General features: G+C 62.1%; 12 protein-coding genes. 5 read left to right on the top strand and 7 right to left on the bottom strand.

From position 1 onward, the window contains the following. Window positions 1-20: 20 nt before the first annotated feature. A complete protein-coding gene (locus tag CSQ93_RS23270) occupies window positions 21-599 on the top strand; it encodes a DUF3617 domain-containing protein (protein ID WP_099380093.1) in 579 nt (192 codons plus the stop codon). Here CSQ93_RS23270 and CSQ93_RS23265 read toward each other — a convergent pair. Next, window positions 587-1696, bottom strand: a complete 1110-nt coding sequence (locus tag CSQ93_RS23265) for a porin (protein WP_099380092.1) — start codon at window positions 1694-1696, stop codon at window positions 587-589. The genes CSQ93_RS23270 and CSQ93_RS23265 overlap by 13 nt on opposite strands. A gap of 319 nt (window positions 1697-2015) precedes the next feature. Here CSQ93_RS23265 and CSQ93_RS23260 point away from each other — a divergent pair, with 319 nt between their 5' ends. From CSQ93_RS23260 to CSQ93_RS23250, 3 genes are all read left to right on the top strand, one after another. After that, on the top strand, window positions 2016-4127 hold the full coding sequence (locus CSQ93_RS23260; protein ID WP_099380107.1) for a site-specific recombinase: 2112 nt from the start codon (window positions 2016-2018) through the stop codon (window positions 4125-4127). After that, window positions 4124-5515, top strand: a complete 1392-nt coding sequence (gene cls / locus CSQ93_RS23255; RefSeq protein WP_099380091.1) for a cardiolipin synthase — start codon at window positions 4124-4126, stop codon at window positions 5513-5515. Before CSQ93_RS23260 ends, cls begins: the two co-directional genes overlap by 4 nt. Window positions 5516-5616: 101 nt before the next feature. Then, window positions 5617-5847 (top strand): type II toxin-antitoxin system ParD family antitoxin, encoded by a 231-nt coding sequence (locus CSQ93_RS23250; RefSeq protein WP_099380090.1) that lies wholly within the window; start codon window positions 5617-5619, stop codon window positions 5845-5847. A gap of 106 nt (window positions 5848-5953) precedes the next feature. On the opposite strand, the gene CSQ93_RS23245 is transcribed toward CSQ93_RS23250, so the two are convergent. Genes CSQ93_RS23245 through CSQ93_RS23235 form a run of 3 tightly spaced genes read right to left on the bottom strand, consistent with a single transcriptional unit; the run spans window position 5954 to window position 8448 of the window. Continuing rightward, on the bottom strand, window positions 5954-6772 hold the full coding sequence (locus tag CSQ93_RS23245; protein ID WP_099380089.1) for a metallophosphoesterase family protein: 819 nt from the start codon (window positions 6770-6772) through the stop codon (window positions 5954-5956). Between the two features lie 3 nt (window positions 6773-6775). Then, window positions 6776-7690, bottom strand: coding sequence for a diacylglycerol/lipid kinase family protein (locus CSQ93_RS23240; protein ID WP_099380088.1), 915 nt, complete (start codon window positions 7688-7690; stop codon window positions 6776-6778). Between the two features lie 5 nt (window positions 7691-7695). Beyond that, complete coding sequence (locus CSQ93_RS23235) at window positions 7696-8448, bottom strand: phosphatase PAP2 family protein (protein ID WP_322427979.1); 753 nt, start codon at window positions 8446-8448, stop codon at window positions 7696-7698. A 146-nt stretch (window positions 8449-8594) separates the two neighbouring features. Between CSQ93_RS23235 and CSQ93_RS23230 the strand changes: the two genes are divergently transcribed. Beyond that, window positions 8595-8819, top strand: a complete 225-nt coding sequence (locus tag CSQ93_RS23230; protein WP_010396348.1) for a hypothetical protein — start codon at window positions 8595-8597, stop codon at window positions 8817-8819. Between the two features lie 92 nt (window positions 8820-8911). Here the strand turns inward: CSQ93_RS23230 and CSQ93_RS23225 are convergent, their stop codons facing one another. From CSQ93_RS23225 to CSQ93_RS23215, 3 genes are all read right to left on the bottom strand, one after another. Then, window positions 8912-10048, bottom strand: a complete 1137-nt coding sequence (locus CSQ93_RS23225) for an AI-2E family transporter (RefSeq protein ID WP_099380086.1) — start codon at window positions 10046-10048, stop codon at window positions 8912-8914. 89 nt (window positions 10049-10137) lie between these two features. Beyond that, the gene (locus tag CSQ93_RS23220) at window positions 10138-11322 is read right to left on the bottom strand and encodes a DUF1501 domain-containing protein (protein ID WP_099380085.1); all 1185 of its coding nucleotides are present in this window, start codon (window positions 11320-11322) and stop codon (window positions 10138-10140) included. A 21-nt stretch (window positions 11323-11343) separates the two neighbouring features. After that, complete coding sequence (locus CSQ93_RS23215; protein ID WP_099380084.1) at window positions 11344-12888, bottom strand: DUF1800 domain-containing protein; 1545 nt, start codon at window positions 12886-12888, stop codon at window positions 11344-11346. Between the last annotated feature and the right edge of the window lie 31 nt (window positions 12889-12919).

The raw sequence follows: 12919 nt of genomic DNA, 5'->3' as shown, positions 1-12919 counted from the left end.
CCTTTTCTGGAGACGCCAACATGAAACACTCTTTGCTACGCCTGACCCTGCTGGCTTGCGCCGCCTTAGGCAGCCAGGCCAATGTCATGGCCGCCTCGCAGGCCGCCACCATCAAGCCGGGCCTGTGGCAAGTCGACAGCAAGATGGCGTCGCCGGATGCCGCCACCGACAACGCCATGTCCATGGTGCTGCAGCAACTGGGCAACCTCCCTCCCGATCAACGCAAGCAGCTGGAAAACATGGCGGCCAGCCGCGGCATGGCCATGCCCACCGTGGGCGCCGACGGCGCCGTGCGCGTGACGGCATGCGTGACGCCGGACATGGCGGCGCGCAGGCAGATTCCCACGGGCCAGCCCGGCGATTGCAAATCAAAAAATACGGACATCGCGGGCGGCATGCAGGTGTCGTTCACCTGCGCCAATCCGAAATCGAGCGGCGAAGGCAAGGTGCTGTTTACGGGCGACCAGGCATTTTCCATGCAGCTGGCGGTGACCACCAGCGCGCGCGGCACGCCGGAACAGGTGAATGTGACGAGCAACGGCAAGTGGCTGGGGGCAAGCTGCCCTGCCCCATCGGCGACCGCGGCTCAGAAACCGTGACGAAAGCCCAGGTTGAATGCCGCGTCGCCTCTCCCCGCGTCGCTGGCATTGCCCACCGTGTAGCGGGCGCCGTTCTTGTTGTGGATCTTCGCGTAGGACGCATAGAAATCGCTGCGCTTTGACAGGGAATACGTGAGGCCAATGGCCATCTGGCTGGCGTCGCGGTTGGCCAGGTCACGGTCATCCTTGTGCACCCATGATGCCAGCAGCTTGAAGCCAGCCACGGGCACGGATACGCCCAGCAAAGTGTCGCGGCTGTCCGACGACGACATCGACAGGGCCAGCGCGCTGTAGGCATTGTTCGGGTCCCACGGCGAACTGCCATAGCCCTTGTTCATGCCCACGGCGGCAAAGGCGGTGGCCACTTTCAGGTCGATATTCGCCGCGATCAGGGTGTTGCGGGCCGACATGTCGATGGCGGGCAAGGTGCCGGAAGCGAGGATGAGGTTATTCTTGCGCTGGTGCGACACGCTGACATTCACGGCGCCGGCCGAATAGCCTAGGGTGGCGCCATACGCGCGGTTGTTGGCATTGCTGTACGGCGACTCGCCAAAGCTGTAGATGGCGCTGGCGGTCACGCCGCGCAAGGCGGGCGTCACGTATTTGACGGTATTGTCATAGCGTTTCATGCTGTAGCCGGCCAGGTTGCCGGCGCTGCCGGCCATGCCGCCCTTGAACGGGTCGGCCACATCGGTCAGGGCCAGGTAGTGGGGATTGTACTGGCGCCCCAGGGTCAGCGCGCCCAGGCGGCTGTCGAGGCCCACGTAGGCCTGGCGGCCGAACAAGCGGCCTTCTTCCGACTGGCCCGTGTCGTTCTGCACGCCCGCTTCCAGGGTAAATACGGCGGACACGTCATTGCCCAGGGCTTCGCGGCCCTGCACGCCCAGGCGCGAGCCGGACGCGACGCCGCCGGACACCTTGGTGCCGGCGCAATTGGCGGCGCAGCCGCGCTCGGCCACCATGCCCGCGTCGAGCACGCCGTACACGGCAACGTTACTGGATGCGGCACTGCCTGCGCCATCGGCAGCCTGGGCCGGTGCAAAGAGCAGCCACGGCCCCATCCCTATCACAGCAAGCGCAAAATACGAGGTCTGCATGATAAATATCTCGGTAACGTGAATTGAAACTTCCCGGTATTGATCAGGACATGCGCTGTGTGTCTGATCTTAGTGTTACCTTATCCTCGCTTTTTGTCCAGCCATCCGTGCGTTGTACAACAGAAACTTCAGCTTAGTCCCTGACTACGCGTCGCGTACTGACAACACGCAAGAGTGACCATGATTCAGCTAATTTGCGGCAAAATGGCGTGAAATGCAGGCCCTGCCGTAAAGCAATGTTCGGTGGCGAACGTTGCGCGATTTGACGCAGGCGGTACACTACTGGTTTTACCGACAGCGGCTCGCCCGTTTTTTCTGCATGCTAGCTATCCTCGAACGCATTGACCCCAACTCCAGCAATATCGACTTGCTGGTGGAATTATTCAACTCACTGCGTCCCAAGCGCTCGCACGACAGCGCTACCGCGATTGCCAACGTGCGCACCCTGCGCCAGCTTCTCAAAGGTAACCCCGCGCAAGCGCGCGCCCTGCACGAATACGTGCTGCGCGTGCTGGCCGCGCGCCGCCACGCCAGCCTGTACACCGATATCGGCGTACTGTCGAACAGCGGTTTCTTCACGGAATTGAAACGCCGCATCGCCTACCGCATGCTGCCGCCCGCCCTCGGCGACGAATACCTGAACGACGCGCTCGACCAGGTGCTGTACCTGAAAACCGATTATTTGTGGATCAGCAACGTGCCCGCCACGGACTGGCTGGAACTGTTCGACGTGCTCACCAGCGACGACATCGAACTGGCCGTCGGCGATGGCAACATCATGCTGCCAGGCATGCTCGACGCCATCCGCACCCTGTCCTACCGCGTCTGCGCCATGGGCCTGGAACCGGAACTGACGCGTTTCCACAATGAAATTGAAGTGTTCCAGTCGCCGTTCATGGTGCAGAACACGGAAGTGAACGCCTACCTGGACGCCTACACGAATTTGCTGCAAGGCGACATCGAGCACATCGAGGATGCGCGTCATTTGCTGGTGATGCTGGACCAGTGCGACGCCGTCATCGCCAAGATCCGCAAGAAGGCGCTGTACCAGGGCACCAGCATTCCCCTGACGTATTTATTGGTGGCCTTGGCGCAAAGCATCGAGCGCCTGCGCAAGCTGCTGTTCCTGGTCGACACGAGCGGCGAGCTGCCGGCATCGAACAACGTGGACATCGCCGCCATCACGGTGGACGCCACGCAGGACTTGCTGCACCCGCAACCGGTCAGCCGCCGCCGCGCGGGCGCCGTCGGGCTGGCGCTGGAACTGATACGCGCGCATAACCACAAGTACAAGGTCAGCGACCTGTTTTCCGACAACATCAACTTGTTGGCGCGCAATGTGACGGAAAACGCCAGCCGCACGGGCGAACATTACATCGCGGAAAACCGCCGCGAGATGGGCGCCATGTTCCTCTCGTCGGCCGGCGCGGGCGTGATCATCGGCTTCATGGCCCTGTTCAAGATATTGATGTCGTATTTGCGCTCGGCGCCGCTGGTCGAAGCCTTCATGTTCAGCATGAATTACTCTATCGGCTTCATGTTCATCCACTTGCTGCACTTCACAGTGGCCACCAAGCAGCCGGCCATGACGGCCTCGCGCATCGCCGCCGGCCTGCACAGCAAGGATGGACGGAATATCGACCTCGACAGCATGGCGGAACTGATCAACAAGGTCTTCCGCACGCAAAACATGGCCGTGCTGGGCAACCTGGCAACCGCCATCCCCACGGCCTGGCTGATCGCGCTCGGCTACAAGGCGATCACGGGACACAATCTGGTGACGCCGGAAAAAGCCATGCACTTGCTGCACGATATCGACCCCATCGGCAGCCCCGCCATCTTCTACGCCATGATCGCCGGCGTGTGCCTGTTCGTGGCCGGTCTGATTTCGGGCTACTATGACAACCAGGCCCTGTACACGCGCTGGGCGCAGCGCATCGCGCAATTGCGCGGCCTGGGCCGGGTGATCGGCCAGGAACGCCTGCAACGGCTGGGCTTGTATCTGGAAAACAACCTGGGCGGGCTGATGGGTAACTTCTATTTCGGTATCCTGCTCGGTTCCATCGGCACCCTCGGTTTCCTGATCGGCTTGCCGATCGATATCCGCCACATCACCTTCTCGGCCGCCAACTTTGCGACGGCTCTGGTGGGCCTGGACCACAACATGAGCTGGCAACTGGCCGTCAAGTCGCTGTCGGGCATCTTCGCCATCGGCACGGCAAACCTGCTGGTCAGCTTCGGCCTGGCACTGTGGGTCGCCCTGCGTTCGCGCCAGGTACGATTCAAGCACGGCATGCAATTATTGAAGATTCTGGGCAAGCGCTTCCTGCGCTCGCCCATTGTCTTCTTCTTCGGCTCGAAAAACCCGCCACCTTTGGCACTGGTCGACGAGTCGGCAAACCTGTCACCCACGACCAAGGCTCAAAAATGACCGCTAGTCGCATGCAACCCTGCCTCACCGCCCTACTGCTGTGCTGGACCCTGGCTGCATGCGCCTCGCTGCCCAATGTCAAGAATCTCAATACCACCCTCGAACCGGTGGCCAAGCCCAATGTGATCACGAGCAAGGGCGCCTTGCTGAACGTCAACAGCCGGGCCGCCCTGCTCAACAAGCGCTGGGCCAGGTCCGGCATGGACCTGAAAACCCAGGCCGCGCTGGAAGAGGCCGCCACGGGCGTGCCTTTGATCAAGGGCAACAAGGTGACCCTGCTGTTTGACGGCCCGCAAACCATGACCGCCATGTTCCAGGCCATCAGCGAAGCGAAAAACAGCATCAACCTGGAAACCTATATCTTCGACCAGGACCCGCTGGGCCTGAAGTTTGCCGACATGCTCATCGAAAAGCAGCAGGCGGGCGTGACGGTCAACGTCATCTACGACAGCGTGGGCACCCTCGGCGTGCCACAGGCGTTCTTTGAGCGCATGCGCGCGGCCGGCATTCACCTGGTCGCCTTCAACCCCGTCAATCCCGCCAAGCTCAAGGGCGATGACTGGAAGATCAACAACCGCGACCACCGCAAGGTGCTGATCGTCGATGGCAAGATGGCATTTACGGGCGGCATCAATATCAGCGATACCTACGCGAAAAGCTCGCTGTTCCGCTCGAAATCGAAAGCCACCGACAAGAAGGACGTGGGCTGGCGCGACACCCACGTGAAAGTGGAAGGCCCGGCCGTGGCCGCCTTCCAGTGGCTGTTCATCCGCACCTGGGCCCAGCAAGACCAGGCCGACTTGCCGGACGCCAATTATTTCCCTGTACTTTCCGAAGTGGGCGACAAGCTGGTGCGCGTCGTGGCCAGCGAGCCGGACGGCGGCTTTGAAATCTACAAGGCGTACATCCTGGCCATCCAGGAAGCCAAGAAATCCATCCACATCACATCCGCCTATTTCGTGCCCGACCAGCAGACGGTCGACGCGCTGGTCGCGGCCGCCAAACGGGGCGTGGACGTGACCGTGGTGCTGCCCGGCGTGTCCGACAGCGGCCTCGTGTTCCACGCGGGACACGCGCTGTACGACCAGTTGCTGGCTGGCGGCGTCCGCATCTTTCACTTGAAACTGGCCGTGCTGCACGCCAAGACAGCCGTCATCGACGGCGCCTGGTCGACCGTGGGTTCGACCAACATCGACATGCGCAGCTTCCTGCACAATAGCGAGCTGAACGTGATCGTGCTCGGCGACAGCTTCGGGCGCGAAATGGAAAACGCTTTCCAGGAAGACTTGCGCGATTCGGAAGAAATCACCAAAGCAAAATGGGAAACGCGGCCTATCTCGGACCGCATGAAGGAGTGGGCGGCGCGCTTCATGAACTACTGGCTGTAAATGTAGGCGTAGTTCAACGGCTGGATATTCGCACTGATATGCACTATATTGCACCAATAGTATGATGATCGTCGTATTGCTCATTTCTGGAGTTGACCATCATGGGAACCGTGCGCAAGACCATTACCTTGACGGACCAGCAAGACGACTGGATCAAGGCGCAAATTGACGCCGGACGCTATACCAACGACAGCGAATACATCCGCGATCTGATCCGGCGTGAGCAGGAGCGCAGCGCCGAACTTGATGCGATCCGCGCGGCGCTGCTGGAAGGAGAGGCCAGCGGCGAACCCCAGCCTTTCGACGCCAGGGCATTCAAGCAGCCAGCGTAGGTCGGATTAGCGGAGCGTAATCCGACATCACCACAACCATTACCAAAGCCAACAATATTGTCGGATTACGCCCGGCTTCGCCGCGCTAATCCGACCTACAGGAAACCTACAGCGGCCGCAAGCTGGCCCACACGCCGCCCTGGCGCTCGAACGCTTCCGTGCTGACTTTTTCAAAGTCGGCGCTGTCTTCATTCCAGCTGTAGCGCTCGACCCGGATGCAACTGTTTTCCACGCGCAGCACGTTGAAGGAGTTCGACTCGCCCCTGCCCCGCGTCGACGTGGCCGTGCCCGCCTGCACCATCAGGGCAGCGTAGCCGGCGATCTTGTAGCGTTCGGCCGTGTTGCCCGCCACGCTGGCATGCAAGTGTCCTGCCAGCAGCAGATCCACGCCGCATTCGGAAAACATTTGCAGCGCCTGCGGGGCGCGGTCGACCAGGTCATCCTCGTCGAAGTGCTCGGGCAAGTCAAACGGATGATGCGTGACGATGATACGCGTCAAACCGGGTGGCAAACGGCCCAGGCGTTCGCGCAGGAAATCAATCTGTTCGTGACTGATGCGCCCATCCTTGAAGGTCAGGGAGCGGGCGGTATTGATGCCCAGCACGGCGATTTCCTCATCCACATATTCGGGCGACAAATCGTCCGTCACATGGCGCCGGTATTTCACCAGCGGCGTCAGGAAGCGGGAAAAGACGTTGTACAGCGGCACGTCATGGTTGCCCGGCACCACGATTTGCGGCCCCGGCAAGCTGTCGAGAAAGTGCCGCGCCTGTTGGAACTGGGCGCTGCGGGCACGTTGCGTCAAATCGCCCGAGACCACGACCACGTCCGGTTCCAGGCGCTCGACGAGTGCGCGCAAGGGCGCCAGCAGGTCCGCGTCGACCCTGCCAAAATGCAAGTCGGACAAATGCACGATGGTACGCATGCCTTACTCCCCAGTCGGTGCCGGCGCTGGCACCAGCACCGCCAGCGCGGCCGGGCGGATGCGGTACTGCAGCGGCGTATTCATGATCGTCACCTCGCCATCGGTGGCCACACGCAGACGGCGGTGATGCGTCGCGATTTCCAGGTCGGTGGCCGTCAGCACGTCAAAATCCTTGGCTTGCGACAACTTGCCGAACAGCGCGTGCAAGGCCAGCTTCAGCAAGCCCAGGCGGCCCGGACGCTGCGCCACGTACAGGCTCAGCTGGCCGCCATCGAGCCGCTCGCGCTCGCCGATATTCAAGCCTTCCATCAGGTATTCATTATTGCCGATGAAAACAAAGGGCGTGCGCCGCGCATGCACGGCGTCCTTGAGTTTCAATTGCACGCTGAGGAAGGGATAGCGGCGCAAGGCCGCCAGCAGCGCCCAGCTGAAGGCCAACCACTTGCCCCGTCCCAGCCGGCGCTGCTGCTTTTCGCGGTCGCGCACGATGTCCGGATACAGGCCCAGGCTGGAATTGTTCAGGAAGATGCGGCCATTGACTTCGCCCACGTCGACCTGGTGCGGCACGCCCTGCGCCACGTTGGCAATCGCCGCATCGAGCTCGAGCGGAATATTCAAATCCTTGGCGAAATGGTTCAAGGTACCCAGCGGCAAGACGCCAAACGGCGTGCCGCTGCCGACCACGACGGAAGCGACGGCGTTGATGGTGCCGTCGCCACCACCGGCCACGACGATGGGCGCGCCATCGCGCAAGGCTTGTTCGGCCGTGGCGATCATGTCTGCGCCGCTGGCGGCCAGGGTGATGGCAGCGTCGAGCCCCACGGCGGCGAATTTCGCTTCGAGCTGCTGCGCCCAGTCAGGCGCATAGCCGCAACCGGCACCCGCATTGATGATGACTGCAATCTTGCTCAGGATCACTCCCCTTATTTGGTTTGCCGGATATGCCGGCGGCGGCGCAGGGTCGACACGCCGGCGATGCAGATGGCCAGCCAACCATAGCTTTCCGCCATGGCCGCCAGTACATCGCTCAGGTAATGCGCGCCCAGGTAAATGCGGCTGAAACCCACAAGTGACGCCATCAGGAAGGCGCCCAGCGCGATGGTGATGCGCTTGCCCCACGCGCCCGGCGCCGTCTGGCAAATCAGGTAAGCGGCCAGCAAGCCGTACAGGGCTGTCGAGGTGGCCGTATGGCCGCTGGGGAAACTGTACGTGCTCAAGGCCGTCTGCAGAATGGGTTCGTCAAAACTGGGCCGCGCGCGAACAAAAATGTACTTTAGCAGCAGGTTCAAAAACATGACGCCCGGCATGGTGATGAGCAGGGTAAACAGCCAGTAATCGGCGCCCTTGCGGTGCAGATACCAGCCCAGCAAGACGGCCAGGGTGATGGCGCCGATCACGCCATGCATGTGCGTGACGACCAGCAGGCAGCTGGTGATCCACGGCACGGCATGCTGATTGAACCACTGCGCCACCTGCAAGTCGATTACCGTGATCTGGGCCATGCCCATCACGGCTTCGGCGATCTCGTGAAAGACCACGATGGCCACCAGCATCAAGGCCACGCCCACCGTCATATGCAGGCCCAGCTCGCCTTCGGGCGACAGGCGCGCCTCGACAAAGCGGCGCAGTTTCGTGGTCCAGCCCGTGGTCATGCCCATGTCATTCTTCTCTTGCAAACTACTTACTCCTCAAATCAAGCGGGATGATCAAAAAAACCACACCAATAAAAAAATACTGTTTATTCATACAGTAGCTGTGTATTCATACAGTAGTTATGCTATTCTGATGACTCGTTCAACACATCTCCCTCAAAGGAATTGTCATGGCAACATTGAATAGCGGTTTTGGCTCACGGTTCGGCCTGGAATACGCCCCAAGCTCTTTCCTCGTCCGCATGGGCAAGCGCGAAATCCTCGTCTGCCGCGACTTCCGCAAGCGCTACTACACCGTCAATCCCTTGATCGAGTGCGGTACGGGCATCGAGCCGGGCTATGTTGAAGTGCTGCTGATGCGCCGTTGGTTGTTGATCTTATCTAAAGCGCATTAAGTTCACCTTAACCGCGTAGCGGTCCAGGTGCTCCGTCCGGCCACGCCGGGAACGCCTCAGTACCGGCCAGCGGCACGCTGGCCGACCCCTCACTACTGTGTGCGTTCCGGCGCGGCCGGGCTGGCAGGTGTTTCAGCAGCTGCGCCGGCAAGCGCGTTGGCAGCTACGTTGGCAGACGGTACGCGGTCAGACACATTCGCTTCGTACCACAAGGTCACGAACAGCACCATCACGACGGGGCCGATGAACAGGCCCACGAGGCCCAGGGTTTCCACGCCGCCCAGAATGCCGAACAGCACGGCCAGGAAGGGCAAGCGGGTGGCGTTGCCGATCATGCCGGGCCGCACGAAGTGGTCAGCCACGAACAGCACCACGGTGCCCCACGCGGCCACGCCGATGGCGGCGCCCACATTGCCCTGGAAGATCAGCAAGGCAGCCGCGCACAGGTAAGCGAGCGGCGCACCGAACGGGATGATGGCCAGGATGCCAGTGGCAAACGCCCACAGGGCCGGTGACGGCAAGCCGGCGATGGCGTAGGCGATGCCGATCAGCACGCCTTCGGCCAGGCCCACCAGCACCAGGCCGTTGACGGTCGCGCGGATGGCGGTAGGAATCTTTTGCGCATAGCGACCCCACCGTTCGGGGCGCAGGAAATGGCTGCCGACGGCCGTGATCTGGCGCGTCAGCGCTTCGCCATCCTTGTAAAAGAAAAACAGGCATAAAAACGCCAGTCCGAAGTCGACCAGGCGGTGGAACACGTCCGCGCCCAGCACCTTGAGCATGTCGCGCGCGGAATGAAAGCCGCCCACGGCGCTGCCCGCAAAGAAGTGGCCGAGGCCATGGGGCTGGCTCAGGGTGGCTTGCCACCAGTCGGCGATGGCGCTGCCGGCCAGCGGAATATGCGACACCCAGTCCGGCACGGGCAAGCCGTCGGTGTTCGCATGGACGACGAAATTGGCCAGCACGGGCACTTCGCGCGCCGCCTGCGCCACGCCGAACAGCACGGGTATGATGAAGATGCAGGCGAACGCCAGGGTCAGCACGGCTGCCGCAATGATGGTGCGCTGCCCCAGCGCCGCGCGCACGCGCAGGTACAGGGGCCAGGTGGCCACGCACAGGATGCCGGCCCACACGAGCGGCAAAAAGAAACGCTGCATGACGAAGGCCGTCACGGCGATCAAGGCCAGGGAAAAGCCTGCGCTGACAATGTCGCGCTGGGTATCGTTCATGCCACTCCATTCGTGCCCGGCGCCACAGGCCACCAGTATTCGCTATGCGCCAGTTGCGCAGGCGTAGCGTAACACGGTGGCATTGCGATTTACACGAGCCCCAGCTCCACCGGTTTCACGCCGGCAAACACATGGTCGAGCTGCGCCGGGGTCAAGCCGAAGGTGCGGCGCAGCAAGCCGCCCAGCACGGCCCGGTATTCATTCAGCACGGGCATGTCGCGGTTCTGGAACAAATTCGCCTGCGCAATCGCCACCTGCTCGCCCGCCACCTGTTTGCCTTTGATTCCGCCGCCCAGCACCCAGAACACGCTGCCGTGGCCGTGATCCGTGCCGCGGTTGCCGTTTTCGCGAAAGGTGCGGCCAAATTCGCTGACCACGACCACCACCGTATTGCGCCAGGCGCTGCCCATTTCCTGCGAAAACGCGGCCAGGCCCCGCCCCAGCTCCTCGAAGCGCCCCGCCAGGTAGCCGCTGGCGCCGCCCTGCCCCACGTGCGTATCCCAGCCGCCCACGTCGACGAAGCCGAGCTTGTATTTGTCCTTCATCAAGCGGGCGATACGCTGCGCTTCCAGTTCAAAGCCCTTGGTACTGATGGCGTTGCGGTTGGCCGCCTGCATCTCGCCCGTCAATTCCTTGGTCACATCGTCGCGCACGGCAAAGCCCGCGCTGATCGGTTGCTGCAGGGGCGTGCCCTTGTACATGGCGGCGATGACCTGGCTTTGACGCGCATCAATGCCCGCCTTGCCCACGGAGCGCAGTCCCATGTTCGGCACTTGCACGCCGCCCTGGAAAATCAGGGGCAACTGGTCGGTGAAAGAAATGGCGTGATTGCTGCTATTGAGGCTTTGCGCCAGACGGTTCAGGAAACCCGAGCGGAAGTCGCGGCGCCCGCCGATCTCCTGTCCCAGTTCGATGCTGTCCTGCGTCTCGAAATGGCTGCGCGTCAAATCCGTCGTGCCAGCGAACGGGATGAAGGCCGCCTCGCCGCCCGTGAACATGGGATAGATGGTTTCGCGCAAGGCCGGATGCAGGGCCCAGTCCGCGTTCAAGGCCAGCGCGCCGTTGTCCTCGCCCGGTTTCGCGATGGCGATATTCGGCCGCGAGGCATAATAAAAATCGCTGCCGACCGGCACCAGCAGGTTGTTCGCGTCATAGCCACCACGCAGGAAGACGAACAGCAGCCTGGCATCCGTGGCGGGTGCGGCCAGCAGACTGCCCGCGTGAGTGAACAAGGGCGCGGCGGCCAGGGCTTTCAGCAAGTCACGACGATTCATGGCGATTCCTTCAGTTTCAACTTAGCGGTGCATCATTTCAGGGGATGACAGCAAAAAGGTATTCCACTCCTGCGGCGAAGCGGCCTGCTCCAGGGCCTGGCGCGTGGCCGGACTCAGGCCTGGCTGCAGCGACTGGTAATACAGGGCGCTGGCCAGTTGCGGGAACGCGACCTTTTCCTGCGGCTGCGGGCCATCCGTCTTGAACAGGCCGGCGCTGCCCGAACCGATGGTGCGGGCAATATCGAAGCGCGTCGTCATTTGCCCTGGGCTGGCCCAGGAGGCGTCCGTCAATGGATAACCGTCCGGGGTCTGGCGGCCGTACAGGGGCTGCCCCATGCGCGAAAGCCAGCTCAGCATGGGGCCCGCGTTCAGGATGGGCTTGTCGTCATAGCTGAGGCGCACGGCCGACACCACATAATGCATGGGGTCCTTGAATTTCTTGCCCAGCGATTGCCGGAATTCGGGGCTGTCGAACATCGTCTGCAGCACGTCGGCAATCATGCCGTCGCTGTGCTGGAAGGTGGCCGCCATGCGCGCCACCAGCGCTTCGGGCGGATTGTCGCCGACGAAATACTGGGCCAGCTTGCCGCTGACAAAGTGCGCCGTGGCGGGACTGCGGCTCAGGCGATCCAGCGCTTCATCAAGCTCGGCCAGCCCCCGGCCCTTCACCGTTTGCCCGAGGAATTGTTTATCGCCGTAATCGTGGCGGTTCGGGTTGAACTCGAACAAGCCCTTGCGCACATATTGCGACTGCAGCGCCGGTTTCACCTTCGGAGTGTCCGCTCCCAGATTCACGCCCACCCCGGTCAGGATGCGCGCCAGCTCCTGCACGTCAGCCTGGCTGTAGCCGCCGTTCACCCCCAGGGTATGCAGCTCCATCAGCTCGCGCGCATAGTTTTCATTGATGCGCTTGGCGGCGTTGGCTTCATTGTCCAGGTAGCGCAGCATGGCCGGATGGTGGACGGTCGCGCCCAGTAAGTCACGGAATTTCCCCAGTGCATGTGGTGCGATGGCGTTCGCCTCGTAATCGCCCACCATGGCGCGCAAGTTGTGCTTGCCCTGGTGCACGCTGAAATGGTTGAGCCAAAACCAGCTCAGTTGCTGCTGCAACTGGTTAGGCGAATACACATCCAGCAACAGCGAGCGCGTGGCCGCCTCGCGTGCCAGGCGATTCAGTTCCTGCTGGTAATCCTTTTGCGCCTGCTGCTTTGCCATGTCATCCATCACGCCGGCCGCATCCTTGCGCTTTTGCTCCATAGAAACCACCAATTGATCGAGCGGCACCTGGCTGATGGTCATGGCGTCGATTTGCGCCTGCACGGCGGGCGGCAAGCTGGCTTTGCCTGGGTGCAACTGCGCCTGCAGCCAGGCGTTCCAGCCTTTGTCCTGCACCTGGCGCACGCTGCCCCCGTTCACGCCCCAGCTCACCCGTTCCAGCATGGCGATGTCCTGTGTGGAACTAGTCTGCGCGCGATGATCGGACTGGACGGCAGGTCCGGTCGCGGCGCAGCCGGCCAGCAAGAGCAGGGAAATCAAGGTCGGCGGCAAGAATCGGTGTGGGGTCATGGCAGTCCTTCGAGCGGTTTCATGCAGAATG

This window comes from Janthinobacterium sp. BJB426 (assembly GCF_002735705.1).
Classification (GTDB): Bacteria; Pseudomonadota; Gammaproteobacteria; order Burkholderiales; family Burkholderiaceae_D; genus Janthinobacterium.
Note: the sequence above shows the minus strand (reverse complement) of the source record. Positions and strands in the feature narration are given on the sequence as shown.